The organism is Saccharothrix sp. ST-888 (genome assembly GCF_000955975.1).
Classification (GTDB): domain Bacteria; phylum Actinomycetota; class Actinomycetes; order Streptomycetales; family Streptomycetaceae; genus Kitasatospora.
In genome coordinates this window covers 95,706-108,990 of the sequence record NZ_JYJF01000005.1, presented here as the reverse complement: position 1 = coordinate 108,990, position 13,285 = coordinate 95,706, and the positions used below count along the sequence as shown (strand labels likewise).

The window sequence follows — 13,285 nt, the reverse complement described above, 5'->3', positions numbered from 1 at the left end:
ATCGATCACACCTGACTGACAGTCACGTTGTGGCGGAGAGCAGGCAGTCAGGCATTCCGTGTCGGGGTCACGGGGGGTGCGGAGGGCGGCAGGCCGGGTACGTCCTGGCGTACGTCATCCTCACCCGGGGCGTGCCGCCCGCATGCCGGTACGCCCGCCCGGGGGCACCGCCCCGCCGCAGACCGGTGCCGGAACGACCGGCCCGGATGGGCGCGAGCCCGGTGGCCTGCCGAACGGCGTTCCGGCCCGGATCCGCCGAGCTCCCGCTACGCGCTGCCGCAGTTGGCGTCGACGGCGGCACTGACGAACTCCAGGACGCGAGCGGTGGAGTTTGCCTCCAGCCAGACCGGCCCCCACCGGACGGGCGGGGCGTCGTGGATCGGGACGTAGGCGATGTCGGGGCGGGGGTGGTACCGGGAGGCGTTCTCACCGACGGGGTAGGCGCCCCGGCCCAGCGCGACCAGGGTGAGGATCTCGGCGAAGCCGTGGCCCACCGGCCCCTGCCGGACGGGTCTTCCCGACGGCGTGCGGCTGGGCGTACGGTCCTGCCGGAACTCCTCGGCCAGGTCCGCGGGGAGCTGGATCACCGGGTGGTCGGCGAGGACTTCGAGCGACACCGACTCCTGCCGCGCCAACGGGTGGTCGGCGGACACCGCGAGCATCCGCGGCTCGGACAGCAGGGCGGGACCGCACGCCATGCCCGGGTAGGGGTACCCGGCGATGACGAGGTCGATGCTGCCGTCGAGCAGGTACGGCCGGGAGTTGACCATCTGGGCCGCGCGGATGCGGACCTCGCAGTCGGGGTGGCGCGAGGTGAACAGGCCGACGGCCTTCAGGAGCAGCTGCTCGGTGCCCGCACCCATGAACCCGACCCGCAGGACCCCGGTGACGCCACGCCCGGCCTCGGTCGCCCGGTCCAGCGCCTTCTGGAGGTCGGCGACGATCGGCGCCAGGTCCTCGGCGAGCCGCCGGCCGATCGGCGTCAGGCGGACGACCCGGCTGGTCCGTTCGAACAGGGGTGCCCCGACGCGGTGTTCGAGCTTCTTGACGGTCTGGCTGACCCGCCCGGTGGTGAGCCGCAACCGCGTCGCGGTGCGACCGAAGTGCAGTTCCTCGGCGAGCGTCAGGAACACCTCGACCTCGTGCCGCTCCCACATGCCGTTCCCCATCGTTCAGCCCAGCTCAACGATCCTATCGTGATCATGCCTTGATGGGCCGCACCGCCGGGCGGACCATGGAAGACATCACCCCCCGCCGCCTTCGGCGGTACCCGTCACCGGGGCAACAACAAGGAGCGCAGCCGGAAATGATCGAGATCGACGCCATCGACCACGTGGTTCTCCGCGTCATCGACGCCGAGGCCATGGAACGGTTCTACCGCGACGTACTCGGCTGCACCGTCGACACCCGCCGCGAGGACCTCGGCATGGTCCAGCTCAGGGCCGGCGCCTCACTGATCGACCTGGTCCGGGTGGACGGCAGGCTCGGTCTGCAGGGCGGCCCGGCCCCCGAAGCGCAGGGCCACAACATGGACCACCTGTGCCTGCGCGTCGCCCACTACGACGAACCCGCGATCCTGGAGCACCTGCGGGCGCACGACGTCCGGATCGGAGCGCTCGGCACCCGCAGGGGCGCCCTCGGCACCGGACCGTCGGTGTACCTCTACGACCCCCAGGGCAACACGGTCGAACTGAAGGGCCCGGCGGGCCAGTAGGAGGGCCGGCCGATCGAGCGGGACCGTGTCGGCTGAAACCCGCCGCCGGCACCGCTGCGCCGACTCTCGGGAGGCGCCTCCGTGCCGCACAATGATCACCATGAGCGAGAACAACTCCGGTGCGGGGGAACCTTCGAAGCCTTCGGGCGAGCCCGCGACAGCGGGTCACAGGTCCGAAGGTGCGGAGGAGCTGCATCAGCGGCTGGACCGGATCGAGGGCATGCTCGTGTCCTGGCGTGCTCCCGAAGGCGAGGCGCCGATCGAGCCGGCCTGGCGCCGGGCCACCGAGGGCGAGCAGCGCTGGGCGGTGACGGTGGCGATCCTGGTCGCGGTCGGTCTCCAGCTCTTCCTGCCGGCCCGGTTGACGATCCACCCGCACTGGATGCTGCCGGCGCTCGAACTGGCGCTGCTGGTGGCGCTGGCGGGCCTGAACCCGCACCGCAGGGTCGACCACGCGTCCCGGTCGCTTCGCGCGCTGAGCCTGTGCCTGGTGGCGGCGATGAGCCTGGCCAACGGCTGGTCGGCCGTGAAACTGGTCCGTGAGCTCCTGCACGCCTCGGGGACCGCGGCTCCCGCACTGCTGGGTACCGGTGGGGCGATCTGGGCGACCAACGTGATCGCGTTCGCGCTGTGGTACTGGGAGTGGGACCGCGGCGGTCCGGCCGCCCGGGCGCGCGGGGACAAGAACTACCCGGACTTCCTCTTCCCGCAGATGCAGGCGCACGAGCTCGCCCCCGCACGGTGGGAGCCGACCTTCCTCGACTACCTCTACGTGGCCTTCACCAATGCGACGGCCTTCAGCCCGACCGACACCATGCCGCTCTCAGTCTGGGCGAAGATGCTGATGATGTTCCAGACGGTGGTTTCCCTGATGATCGTGGTGCTGGTGGTCGCCCGGGCGGTGAACATCCTGCAGTAGGGCCGGACGGGTGGAGACTCGCCGACTGCTGACCGGCCCAGCGGGTTGGCGTGGTTACGGTGACGGGATGCGAAGCGGGTGGCGGGTGTGGCCGGTGGTCCTGGGCATGTGTGCCGCGTTTCTGGCGCCGGTGGCGGGACCGGCCGCTGCGACTCAGCCGCGCGGGCCGGTGCGTGACGGTGCTCCGCAGTCGGCGGGGCCGGACTGCGAGCAGTTGGCGTGTGTGGCGCCGACGTTCGACGACGGCCCGTCCGAGGCGACCTCCGCTCTGCTCGACCACCTCGCCGCCGCCCGGGTCAGGGCGACGTTCTTCGTCGTCGGGGATCAAGCCCGTTGGTGGCCCGCGCAGTTGAAGCGGGAGGCGGCCGAGGGCCACGTGATCGGCAACCACAGCCTTACGCATCCGTACCCGGGTGCGTCGACGCCCGCGCAGGTGCACGACGAACTCACCGGCGGCGAGAACGCGATCGCCGAGATCACCGGCAGGCGGCCGTTCCTGGTCCGGCCGCCGTACGGCTCCTTCAGCGCCGCCGTCCGCAACTTCGGCCACCCGTTGGTGCTGTGGGACGTCGACACGACCGGAGCGACTGCACCCACGCGATCCACACCGTGACCCCCGGCGGTGAGCAGTACGGCCCCCTGTGCAGCTTCAGGATCCACTGACCCCCCGGCCCCCTCCCGCCCCCCACAGATCACGGAAGCCGGTCCGACGGGCCGCCGAAACGGCGGTACGGGGTACGGCGGTGGCCGTCCCGATACGCCATTCGGTCACCTCGCCGGACAGGTCCGGCGGGGCGATCACGACGGACCCGCCGGGTCTGCGCGAAGGTCGGGGCATGAAGACCGCACTGACTTCGCGCGTACGCACCGCAGGCGTGCTCACCGCCCTTTTCCTGGCGGCCGGCCCCGCTGCCGTCGGCTCCGCCCCCACCCCCGTCCCTGCCCGTTCGACCTCGGCCTGGCTGCCGTACTGGGGCAGCGACGCCGCCTACGCGGACGCCCTCCAGCACGCCTCCCAGCTCCACACCGTGAGCCCGTTCTGGTACGAGGCCACGTCCGCCAGCACCGTCAACGGCTACCCGGGCGCGGGGGATCGGCGGATGGTCGACGGGCTGCACGCCAAGGGCATCAAGGTGGTGCCCACCGTCATCGAGACCCTCGACGCCAAGGCCATGGCGGAACTCCTGGGCGACCCGGCCCGCCGCACGGCGCACACCGACGCCCTGGTGGACATCGCCGAGAGCTCCACGTACGACGGCCTCGATCTGGACTACGAACGGATGGCCGAGACCGACGACGAACAGCTGCGTGAGCGGGTCCGGGTCGGCTACAACGCGCTGACCGCCGAGCTGTGCACCCGGCTGCACGCCAGGAACAGGCAGTGCGTCGTCACGGTCATGCCGCACACCCTCCTGGACGGACACGCCTACGACTACGCGCAGTTGGGCAAGGTCACCGACCGGCTGCGGATCATGGGCTACAACCTCCACAACGCGCTGGGCAAGCCGGGACCGCTCTCGTCGGTCGCCTGGTACGAGGAGTTCCTCGGCTACGCCACCGGCGTCGTCCCCCGCGAGAAGCTCGAAGTCGCGCTGCCCGCCTACGGCTGGGACTGGACCGTCGGCTCCACGGGCCGCGCCAAGCACGTGACCTCCAGGGAGGCCGAGGCGCTGCGCCAGGATCGGAAGGCGGACTACCTCTTCGACACGGCCTCCGGCACCCCGCACTTCAGCTACACCGACGGCGGGAAGCGTCACGAAGTCTGGTACCAGGATGCGAACGGCACGGCCGCCCATCTGGCAGTCATGAAGAAGTACGGCGTGCGCAACAGCGGCCTGTGGGCCCTGGGGTTCGAGAACCCCGGGGTCTGGGACGTACTCGCCGCTCAGTAGCCCGAGGGCCGGTACTCCCCGGCGGCTATACGCACAAGGTACAAATCCCGTGTGGAGTTCGTTGTATGTCCATCAGTCACGCCCTGGGCCTCGCTAGCCGAGGCGGGAGACCTGGTAGTGGCTGATGTACCAGCCGTCCTCCTGGTGCTTCAGCAGTACGCCGAGCCAGACGCCCAGCGTGGGCCGGTCGGTGAACGAGAAGTCGACGCTCAGGTAGCCGAGTACGAGGTCGGCGGCGGGTCGCCTGGCTTCGAGGATCCGGTACGCGGCCGTCAGCCCGAGGGGCTGGGAGGCGTAGTAGTCGGCGACGCCCTGCCGTCCGACGCTGTAGGGGTGCAGTCCTTGGAAGATCGCGTCCTCGGTGAAGTGGGCGGCGACCCGCTGCGGTTCGTGCGCGTCGACGGCCGCCTTCCACTGGTCGAGCACGCCGCGCAGGATCGCTTCGCTGTCCGTGGCGTTGTTCGTGGCGTTGTTCATCGGGGGCTCTCCTGTCGGGTGGGGCCGAGTGCGCGACACCGGTGCCGCGTGGCCCGGCGCCGGGCGCCGTTACCGGCCCGGGTCGTTCGGATGGGGGGACAGCGGCGTCACCGTGTCGTGCCGCCACACCCGCAGCGGCATCGACGCGAGTACCTGTTCCAGCTGCTCCGCGTCGTCGGCGCTGAAGAGGCCCCAGGTACGCCATTCGCCGGGGGCGAGCGGCGGGCGCCACAGCCTCAGCAGGCTTCCCTGCGCCGCCAACTCCCGTGACCGCGCTGCCTCCCGGGTCCGGATCTCGGCCACGGCCTGCTCGGACGTGCCCTCCGGAACGGTGGTCACCATGTCGACCAGGAACTCCACGGGTTGTTCTCCTCATCACGTCGTACCGGAGGAGGCCGGACGCCCGACGCCGTGCGCCGGGAGCGCCAACGCCGGCCCCGGCCAAGGACCTTGGGCTGCGGCCGCCCGGAGCGGCACGGTGCCCCGGGGGTGCGGGATGAGCTCGGGCCCCGGCCGGGCAGAGGCCGGGGCCCGAGCAGGACGGATCGCCGTCACACGGACGGCTGCCGCTACGGAGCGGGGCGCGGTCGCGCCTGCGGGCGTGGAGTCGACTACCGCTTGACGACGAACTCCACCGCGAGCTTGGCCCCGACCCCGTTGAAGATCTCGATGTTCCCGTTGATCTGGCTGACCCTGGTGCTGCCGGCCGGGCACTTCAGGTCGGTGCTCCAGCCGTCGCCTGCGTAGGAACTGAAGCTGATCACGCCTCTTCCGCTGCTGTTGGCGCGGATGACCAGGTGGCTGATCGCGTAGCGTGGGTCGGCTGCGCCGTTCTCCGCCTCGACCTTCACCCTGCCGTCCGTGCTCAGGGGGGTGATGGTGAGGAGACGGTCGCCGCCCGGGTACTTCGGGGTGCCCACGAACGGCTTGTCGAGCGACGTCAGTCCGACGTAGTCCGGAACCAGACCGCCGCAGTCGTCGACCACCGGGGCAGCCGCCGACGGGGCCACGGAAAGGCCGCCGAGCAGGCACAGCGTGCTGCACAGGACGGCGGCTTGCGAGCGAGAACTTCACAGGGTCTCCCTTGACTGGCTGGACCGGGGCAGGGCTGGCGACTTCAGCCTCGACGCCTTGGAGCAGTTCCCGCAGGGGCGATGCATCAGGGGGAGCCGAGGGGAAACCACCCCTCTGAGGTGAGAAGTCATAAAGGCAGGCAATACGCCTGTATTCCTTGTGCGTGTGGGCTCGTTGCGGTACCGCCTGGCCCGCCCGTCGGGTCATTCAGTCCACGGCCGGGAATGCCGATACGTTCCGGTATGCGCACTCTCGCTGCTGCTGCTGCTGCGCTCGCGCGTCCCGAGGCGACGACGGGGTGGTCCGTGCCGGCCGGTGCCGCCCGGGTCCGGCGCCCGAAGGGTTCGTCCGTCAGCTGTCCGCCGCCGTTGCGACGGCCGTGCTGGTGGCGTGCGCCGGAGCGGCCGCCGCTCCCGCTGCCGGGGCGGACCGTACGAGCGTGCCGTCGTCTCGTCCGGCTGTCACGGCGAGGCCGGTGGGGAAGCTGTTCGGCTCGGACATCCGCAGGATTCCCACCCGGGAGCGGGTGGTCGCGCTGACGTTCAACGCGGCGTGGGACGAGGCGGGACTGGACACGGTCCTGAAGGTGCTGCGCAGGCAGGACGCGTCGGCGACGTTCTTCCCGACCGGTCAGTTCGCCGAGCGCCACCCTTCGGCGGTGCGGGCGATGGCGGTGGCCGGCCACGGTATCGCCAACCACTCCTACGGCCCCCCTTGCGACGCCCTGACCGGCGAGGAGAGGAAGGCGGAGGTCGAGCAGGCGGACCGGGCGATCCATGCGGCTGCCGGGGTCGCGCCGCTGCCGTTCTTCCGGTTCCCCTACGGTGACCTCACGTGCGGGCAGGTCGCCGAGGCCAACGCGCTGGGGGCAGGTCACCCCTGCACCGCTTGACAAAACGCCCTACATATCGCCTGTCCGACGGGTCGCGTCACCGACTCCGCACCCGACAGCACTGTCACCCGAATGGCGCAACATGACGTGCCACCCACATGGATGAAGATCAAGCTGATTAGTGCCCCAATCGAGGTAATCCGTGAAAGGGAAACCAAATGCGCATTCGACGAATCCTCGCCGCCGTCATCGCCACGGCAGCTCTGGCCGGACTCGGCCTCACAGGCGCCGCCGCCGCCACCGCCGCCACACAGGGTGCCCCAACCTCCGTCACCCCTTCTCAGTGCGAGAAGGGCGGCGGAACGCCCCGGATCGACTTGCCGGGCAACCCCTGCGTGGGCGGTACGTACGACGGCCAGCCGGTCGACTAAACCCCACAAGGCGCCCCGCAGCCACGCGCCGTGGGGCGCTCTCGCGCGAGCGTAGCCGGGAGAGTCGCAGGGGCTGTGCCGACCCGTCGGGCACGCTAGGTCCGAGTCGGCCCGGAAGCACGCGGCGGGCGGGAGCTCCCGAACGCCGTCGCGCGCGAGCGCAGCGAGCTGCCAAGGTTTGCGCGGCCGTAGGCCGCACCTTCTGTTACTGAGGCAAGACGACCTCGTCCGCTTCAGCGACATGTCGCAGCTCGTCGAGGTAGGCCGCGAAGCGGACGTGCTCGTCCGGCTCTCGCAGGGTGTCGTGGACGTACATGCGGCCTGCTCCTGGCGCTCGATCAGGACACCGTTCTCGAACCGGGTACCCGCGCGGACGAGAGGAACCAGGTGAGCGCCGCTAATTGCGCGCCAGCGGGTCTGGGCGGACTCGACGAGCTTGAACACCATCGCAAGAGCCGCGGCCCGGGCTGCCGGCGCCGCGGGTGACCTTGGTGACCCCGTCGGGCCACACGTAGACAAAGTCGCGGTCCGACAGGTCCCGGACTTGGAAGACGGCGTGATCATCCTGCCACTGCCTGGTCAGCCGGGTCACGGTCGCCGACGGCAGGCCGGCCGCGCTGCCGAGGAACTGCTCCGGTGCGGGCACGAAGTCGCCGGACGACAGGCCGTGCAGGTAGAGCAGCGGGAGTACCTCGCTGACCTTCGGCGACTTGCGGCACCACGGCGGAAGGATCTCGGAGGAGAACCGCTTATGCTCCCCGGTCTCCTCATCGATGCGGCGGTGACTACGCTGAGCACGGGCGTGCCTTCCCGACCCGCGCTGCAACGCGGGCCTACTCGGAGGCCATCAAAGGATCATTCGGGAAGGTACGCCCTCCGCATGCCCTCCCGGAGCCGATCCACAAGTCCTGAGCATTGCTCCCGGACGTCCGGGTGGAAGTCGTCCTCACCGAACCACTCCGGCTGCCCGGCGGCGGCGCGCTTCTCCCGCTCCTCGTACAGGTCGAAGCCGGGGCGGAACACCTGGGACGTCTCGCGGTAGTCGCGGCCCTCAGCGATCACAGCGCCGAACTGGGCAACGAACGTGTGCCGGGGCACCCCGAGCCAGTCCGTCCAGGTCCCGTACTCGCGGGTCTCGTCCACCAGGCACTCGCCGACATCGAAAACGACTGCTCCGATGACGCGGTGCAGCGTGGTCAGGAACGTAATGGGCTGTCAGCAGGACGCCAGGGCGGGAGCACAAGTCGGCAACTTCACCACCGGCGCCCGGACAGCCGGCCACCAGGGCCGCTCCGCCTGGTGGTTCGGGCTGTCCGATGGACGTCGCCCGGCCGCGTCACCGACTCTGACAGGCTCCGGACGTGCCGTCGCCGGTGGACGGATGCCAGCTTCTGCGAACCGCTTCCTGCGAATCGGCGAAGGCTGCGAAGGTTGTGCCGTCCGTCCCGCAGCGGGGCCGGGCCGTCGTCACATGTCCAGCACGAGGTCCGTCGAGGGCCGTGAGCAGCAGACGAGGGCGTTGCCCTCGGCCGGTGCATCGACGGGCTCCGGGGCGTAGTCGACCCGTCCCGACAGCACGGTGGTCTCGCAGGTGTGACAGACGCCGGTGCGACAGGACCACCGGCTGGGTACGTCGCACGCCTCGGCGAGTTCGAGCAGGGTCCCGTAGCCGGGATGCCACGGCAGGCTGAGGCCGCTGCGGGCGAACGAGACGGTCGGGCCCGGCTCCTCCCCGGGAGGGTGGGCGGGCAGGTGCGGCGGTCGGACCGGAGTGGGGAGCACACCGGGCGTGATGGCGGACACCGCCCCGAAGGTCTCGGTGTGGATGCGGGTGGATGCCAGGCCGTGGGCCTGGAGGGCACTCGTCATGTCCTGCATGAACGCGGCCGGACCGCAGATGTAGGCGTCCGCGTCCCGGGGCAGGCCGAGGTCGTGGATCTGCTGCGCGGAGAGCCGTTCCGCCGCCGTGTAGTCGACGCCCGGGCGGTCATCGCTGCGGGGACTGCTGAACGCGATGTGCGACCGCCCGGCCGGCAGCCGGGCCAGCAGGCCACGTACCTCCTCGGCGAAGGGATGGCTGTCGCCGTCCCGGGCTCCGTGCAGCCACCACACCTCACGCGGGGAGCGCGCGTCGGCGAGGGCGTGCAGCATGGCCAGTACCGGGGTGGCGCCGACACCGGCGGACAGCAGGACGACCGGCGCATCGCCGTCCGCCAGGACGAACGTGCCCCGCGGCGCGGCGACTTCGAGCAGGTCACCCACCTTGACGTGTTGGTGCAGGTGGGTGCTGGCGGCGCCGTGCGGCTCCTGTTTCACGCTGATCCGGTACTCCGCGGCGCCTGGTCGCCCGGACAGCGAGTAGCTGCGGATCAACGGCGCACCCCCGGCCTCCGGCCGCAGCCGCAGCGTGAGAAACTGGCCGGCCAGTCCCGGTGGAAGGGGCCGGCCGTCGGTCGAGGCCAGACTCAGCGAGAAGATGCCCGCGCTCTCGGCTCCGATCCGGGTGACCCTGAGCGGACGGAACCCGGGCCACGCGGGTGGCGGGCTGCCCGCCGCTGCGGTCAGCCCGACATTTCCGGCTGCCGCGCCGCCTGCACGGATCTCGCTGTCCAGCAGGGCCCGCAGCGAGGTCTGCCAGCCGGGGCTGAGCGCCGGGATGCGCAGCGCACGCTCGAGTTGCGGTCGGGAGCGTCCAGGGCGGTAGAGCAGCGCATCCATCTCGGCGACGGTCATCTTCTCCGGGCCGGAGGAGATCCTGACGATCTCCTCGCCGGCCTCCACCAGCCCTTCGTCGATGACGCGGAGGTAGAACCCCGGCCGGCCGTGGGACACCAGCAGGGCGGCCATCTGCGGTTCCCCCATCCGCAGGCCCACGCGGTAGCAGGTCACGCGCGGCTGAGTCACCTCGAAGACCGCACTCCCGATCCGATAGCGGTCCCCGATGCACACCTCGTCGTCGGACAGCCCGTCCACGGTGAAGTTCTCGCCGAACTGGCCCAGCACGAAGTCGTCCCGCCCGAGTTGCTGCTGCCAGTAGCGGTAGGAGTCGAGCTGGTAGACCAGTACGGCGCGCTGCTCACCGCCGTGCCCGGCCAGGTCGCCCTGGCCGTCGCCTTCCACATTCAGTCGCCGGACCATCCGGGGGCCGGTGACGGGCTGCTTCCAGACGCCGGTGTGCGTGGTCCTGCCCCGCCAGGCGACGTCCTTCGGCAGACCGACGTTGACGGCGATCAGCGTGGCCATCGGCCCATCTCCCGTCCGGGCGACGTCTCACCCGTTGGGGCGACGACGTCCCGCCTGCCACGCTAATACCTCCCGCACGCCTCGCAACCCGGCTGCCGCAGTCCGGGTTTCCGGGGCTGATCCTCGCGGGGGCGCCGCCGTAGCCCTGCTGGAAGGACCGGCCCGCCCGGGTCCCGGATCCGCGTGCGAGTGCCCGGGGCGAACCACCGCTCCGGAACCAGCGTACGGGAGAACGCGCTGCGGTGGCAGGGGTGTTGGCCGTCCGCAGGTGTCGCCGCCGGGGCAGTCGGCGGAGGCGTCCGTCCGGTGCTGCGGATCCGAGCACCGCCGTTCCGGGCTTCGGCGAAGGTGCCGTACCCGTCCCGCGTGGTCATCATGGGACTGCACCGGACGGCCGGGATAGGGAGGCACCGTGGAGCTGTTCCCGCCGATGCCGCTCGCCGAGTGGCGTGACACCAAGGAGACGCTGCACCGCTTCGCCCAGATCGTGGGCAAGGTCCGCCTCGCGGCGAGCGTGCGGCGCAATCACTGGTGGAACGTCCCGTTCCACCTGACCGGACGCGGCATCACCACACGGCCGATGGGCCAGGTCGACGGCAATCCGATCTTCACCATCGACTTCGACTTCGTCGCCCACCGACTGGTCGTCGCAACGGTGGACGGCGGGACGGTCTCCTTCCCGCTGCTCGGCCAGTCCGTGGCCTCGTTCCACCGGGAGCTGCTGAACGCGCTCGGAGCGCTGGGCGTCCGGGTCGAGATCGCCATCCCGAGGCCCTTCGACCTGCCCGATGCCGACCGGCCGTTCGCCGAGGACTTCGAGCACGCGAGCTACGACCCCGCCTGGGCGAACCGCTACTGGCAGGTGCTCAGCCAAGTGGCGCTGGTCCTGGAGGAGTTCACGGCGCGCTTCTCGGGGAAGGTCAGCCCGGTCCACCACTTCTGGCACACCTTCGACATCGCCAGCACCTGGTTCTCCCCGCGCGTCGTCGACCAGCCGCCGCAGGTGGACCCGGTGACCAGGGAGGCGTACTCCCGGGAGGTGGTCAGCTTCGGGTTCTGGTTCGGCGACGCCGCCTTCGGCGAGCCGGCCTTCTACTCCTACACGGCTCCCGAGCCGGCGAAACTGGCCGACGATCCTCTCACGCCCGCGTCCGCGGAGTGGCTCGTCCGCAACGGCAGCCACCTCGCGGTGCTGCGGTACGACGCGGCGCGCGCCGAGGCCGACCCGCGAGCGGCCGTGATCGCCTTCTACGAGAGCGCGTACCAGGCCGGAGCCGTCCGCGCAGGCTGGGACGTCGCCGCGTCGGCCTGCCCCGGAGGAATCACCGACCCGTGTCTGGCGGCCCCGCCGCCCTGAGCAGGACCGGCCGCGCCGAGCAGGCCAGGGCAGGTCAGTGCAGGCGCAGCTCCCAGTCGGCGGGGACCTTGCCGAGCGGGCCCGGGGTCGGCTGCGAGGCCGGGTGCGCCGTGGGCGGGGCCGGCGGCGGTCCCTCGTAGTACTCCTCGGTCTCCACGTTCCAGAACCAGGCCTCGCCGGGTTCGAAGCTGGCCAGGAGGGGGTGTCCGGCCGTTCTGGCATGGTTGGTGGCGTGCTGCGAGGGCGAGGAGTCGCAGCACCCGATCCGGCCGCACGCGGCGCAGCGCCGCAGGTGCAGCCACCACCCCGGTCCGTCGGCGGCCAGGCACTCCAGGCAGCCGTCGCCACTCGGCTGTGCGGTGGGATCGATTCCCGGGATCTCGTCGTGCGCCATGAGACTGGTCTCTCTGCTGAGACGGTGGGCAGGCGTCGTGCGCTCCCGGTGTCACGGCGGTCCGAAGGCCCTGCCGAGATCGTCGGGAACTACGTGCAGCGTAACCAGCACATGGCCGCTGCTCCGGTGTGCCCGACCGGCTTTTCGTGTGTTCGTCCGCTCGGATCCTCACCGGGGAGCGCTGCCACCACCATGGGGTCTCTCCCAAAGCCTCACATCTGGCACCTGTCGGTCGATCGGGTGGCGTGCCTACTGTCTCCTGGACGCCGATCGCGTCCGAGGCGCGAGACAGAGCGGCGAACAGAGCGCCGAAACGCACCGAACAGAGCACAGAGCACGGAAAGACGACGATGGACTACTGCGCACCCTGCCGCCGCCACCTCAACGGTGCGCTGTCCTGTCCGGGCTGCGGTGCGCCGGCCTCCGCCGAGGCCCCCTTCGCCGGATCCACGCCCGGACCGGCCGACTACCCGGGCTCCGTCACCGGGCCGCCGCCCAGGTCGGCCGGGGCCCGCCGCAACCGGCGCAGCAGACGCAGATCCCGGCGCCGCGGACGGGTGCTCGCCGCTACGGCCGTGGCCCTGGTCCTCGGCGGCGCGGGCGTGCTGGCGCTGACCCCGCCGCAGTCCGGCGGGCCGCCCGGACCGGCCCCCACGCCCGCCGCCGAGGACCACGGACCGGACGCGGCCCTCCAGACGGCGCCGCCCACTCCGTCGCCGATCGCCCCCAGTACCTCGCCGTCGGCCGGCGCGACCAGGTCCAGAGCCCACCCACGGCCGAGTGGCTCCCCGTCCAGCTCGGCACCCGTCCCCACCGCCTCGGCAGCGACCGCCTCCTCGACGACCGGACCGAAGCCGTCCACGTCCCCTCGCCCGACGAAACCCGCGCCGTCGCCGTCGCCGACCTGCACGCACTTCATCTTCTGGTGCAGCTGAGCCGGGCCGCTCCCCGC

Annotated in this window: 15 protein-coding genes and 2 pseudogenes; 8 read left to right on the top strand and 9 right to left on the bottom strand. The window is 71.3% G+C overall.

Translation table 11 applies throughout. The annotated features are described in order from the left end of the window. Nucleotides 1-266: 266 nt before the first annotated feature. A complete protein-coding gene (locus UK12_RS04455) occupies nt 267-1,169 on the bottom strand; it encodes a LysR family transcriptional regulator (RefSeq protein ID WP_231591036.1) in 903 nt (300 codons plus the stop codon). Between the two features lie 137 nt (nt 1,170-1,306). Between UK12_RS04455 and UK12_RS04450 the strand changes: the two genes are divergently transcribed. The 4 genes from UK12_RS04450 (at nt 1,307) to UK12_RS04435 (ending at nt 4,525) form a co-directional block, all read left to right on the top strand. Beyond that, on the top strand, nt 1,307-1,714 hold the full coding sequence (locus UK12_RS04450) for a VOC family protein (RefSeq protein WP_045299686.1): 408 nt from the start codon (nt 1,307-1,309) through the stop codon (nt 1,712-1,714). A 100-nt stretch (nt 1,715-1,814) separates the two neighbouring features. Further along, nucleotides 1,815-2,633: a hypothetical protein gene (locus UK12_RS04445; RefSeq protein ID WP_231591035.1), complete on the top strand. Its 819-nt coding sequence runs from the start codon at nt 1,815-1,817 to the stop codon at nt 2,631-2,633. 223 nt (nt 2,634-2,856) lie between these two features. Then, a complete protein-coding gene (locus UK12_RS04440; protein WP_052681524.1) occupies nt 2,857-3,246 on the top strand; it encodes a polysaccharide deacetylase family protein in 390 nt (129 codons plus the stop codon). A 223-nt stretch (nt 3,247-3,469) separates the two neighbouring features. Continuing rightward, a complete protein-coding gene (locus UK12_RS04435) occupies nt 3,470-4,525 on the top strand; it encodes a glycosyl hydrolase family 18 protein (RefSeq protein ID WP_045299685.1) in 1,056 nt (351 codons plus the stop codon). A gap of 93 nt (nt 4,526-4,618) precedes the next feature. Here UK12_RS04435 and UK12_RS04430 read toward each other — a convergent pair whose 3' ends face one another. From UK12_RS04430 to UK12_RS04420, 3 genes are all read right to left on the bottom strand, one after another. Continuing rightward, nucleotides 4,619-5,002: a YybH family protein gene (locus UK12_RS04430; protein WP_045299683.1), complete on the bottom strand. Its 384-nt coding sequence runs from the start codon at nt 5,000-5,002 to the stop codon at nt 4,619-4,621. Nucleotides 5,003-5,071: 69 nt separating this feature from the next. After that, on the bottom strand, nt 5,072-5,362 hold the full coding sequence (locus UK12_RS04425; RefSeq protein WP_045299681.1) for a muconolactone Delta-isomerase family protein: 291 nt from the start codon (nt 5,360-5,362) through the stop codon (nt 5,072-5,074). 251 nt (nt 5,363-5,613) lie between these two features. Further along, complete coding sequence (locus UK12_RS04420; RefSeq protein ID WP_156178530.1) at nt 5,614-5,988, bottom strand: hypothetical protein; 375 nt, start codon at nt 5,986-5,988, stop codon at nt 5,614-5,616. A 563-nt stretch (nt 5,989-6,551) separates the two neighbouring features. Here UK12_RS04420 and UK12_RS37465 point away from each other — a divergent pair. Together UK12_RS37465 and UK12_RS04410 are read left to right on the top strand one after the other, a co-directional pair. Continuing rightward, nucleotides 6,552-6,968 carry a polysaccharide deacetylase family protein gene (locus UK12_RS37465; protein ID WP_052681522.1) on the top strand — a complete coding sequence of 139 codons (417 nt, stop codon included), beginning with the start codon at nt 6,552-6,554 and terminating at the stop codon, nt 6,966-6,968. A gap of 158 nt (nt 6,969-7,126) precedes the next feature. Further along, nucleotides 7,127-7,339, top strand: coding sequence for a hypothetical protein (locus UK12_RS04410; RefSeq protein WP_045299677.1), 213 nt, complete (start codon nt 7,127-7,129; stop codon nt 7,337-7,339). Nucleotides 7,340-7,736: 397 nt separating this feature from the next. Here the strand turns inward: UK12_RS04410 and UK12_RS37460 are convergent. The 3 genes and pseudogenes from UK12_RS37460 to UK12_RS04395 form a co-directional block, all read right to left on the bottom strand. Further along, nucleotides 7,737-8,120, bottom strand: a pseudogene (locus UK12_RS37460) (transposase); the annotation flags it as partial. 74 nt (nt 8,121-8,194) lie between these two features. Then, nucleotides 8,195-8,482 (bottom strand): hypothetical protein, encoded by a 288-nt coding sequence (locus UK12_RS04400; protein ID WP_197084551.1) that lies wholly within the window; start codon nt 8,480-8,482, stop codon nt 8,195-8,197. Between the two features lie 324 nt (nt 8,483-8,806). After that, nucleotides 8,807-10,582: an MOSC and FAD-binding oxidoreductase domain-containing protein gene (locus UK12_RS04395; protein WP_045299672.1), complete on the bottom strand. Its 1,776-nt coding sequence runs from the start codon at nt 10,580-10,582 to the stop codon at nt 8,807-8,809. A 412-nt stretch (nt 10,583-10,994) separates the two neighbouring features. Here UK12_RS04395 and UK12_RS04390 point away from each other — a divergent pair, with 412 nt between their 5' ends. Then, nucleotides 10,995-11,939 carry a DUF5996 family protein gene (locus tag UK12_RS04390; protein ID WP_045299670.1) on the top strand — a complete coding sequence of 315 codons (945 nt, stop codon included), beginning with the start codon at nt 10,995-10,997 and terminating at the stop codon, nt 11,937-11,939. A 34-nt stretch (nt 11,940-11,973) separates the two neighbouring features. Here the strand turns inward: UK12_RS04390 and UK12_RS04385 are convergent, their stop codons facing one another. Then, nucleotides 11,974-12,333, bottom strand: a complete 360-nt coding sequence (locus UK12_RS04385) for a UBP-type zinc finger domain-containing protein (RefSeq protein ID WP_045299668.1) — start codon at nt 12,331-12,333, stop codon at nt 11,974-11,976. 350 nt (nt 12,334-12,683) lie between these two features. Here UK12_RS04385 and UK12_RS44935 point away from each other — a divergent pair. Further along, nucleotides 12,684-12,773: pseudogene (locus UK12_RS44935) on the top strand (SCO2400 family protein); the annotation flags it as partial. A 26-nt stretch (nt 12,774-12,799) separates the two neighbouring features. Here UK12_RS44935 and UK12_RS39390 read toward each other — a convergent pair. Continuing rightward, the gene (locus tag UK12_RS39390; RefSeq protein WP_156178528.1) at nt 12,800-13,243 is read right to left on the bottom strand and encodes a hypothetical protein; all 444 of its coding nucleotides are present in this window, start codon (nt 13,241-13,243) and stop codon (nt 12,800-12,802) included. Between the last annotated feature and the right edge of the window lie 42 nt (nt 13,244-13,285).

Excerpts from the sequence above, each read along its gene's own strand:
- UK12_RS04455 (WP_231591036.1), bottom strand. The coding sequence starts at position 1,169 with ATGGGGAACGGCATGTGGGAGCGGCACGAGGTCGAGGTGTTCCTGACG.
- UK12_RS04450 (WP_045299686.1), top strand. The coding sequence starts at position 1,307 with ATGATCGAGATCGACGCCATCGACCACGTGGTTCTCCGCGTCATCGAC.
- UK12_RS04445 (WP_231591035.1), top strand. The coding sequence starts at position 1,815 with ATGAGCGAGAACAACTCCGGTGCGGGGGAACCTTCGAAGCCTTCGGGC.
- UK12_RS04435 (WP_045299685.1), top strand. The coding sequence starts at position 3,470 with ATGAAGACCGCACTGACTTCGCGCGTACGCACCGCAGGCGTGCTCACC.
- UK12_RS04430 (WP_045299683.1), bottom strand. The coding sequence starts at position 5,002 with ATGAACAACGCCACGAACAACGCCACGGACAGCGAAGCGATCCTGCGC.
- UK12_RS04410 (WP_045299677.1), top strand. The coding sequence starts at position 7,127 with ATGCGCATTCGACGAATCCTCGCCGCCGTCATCGCCACGGCAGCTCTG.
- UK12_RS04395 (WP_045299672.1), bottom strand. The coding sequence starts at position 10,582 with ATGGCCACGCTGATCGCCGTCAACGTCGGTCTGCCGAAGGACGTCGCC.
- UK12_RS04385 (WP_045299668.1), bottom strand. The coding sequence starts at position 12,333 with ATGGCGCACGACGAGATCCCGGGAATCGATCCCACCGCACAGCCGAGT.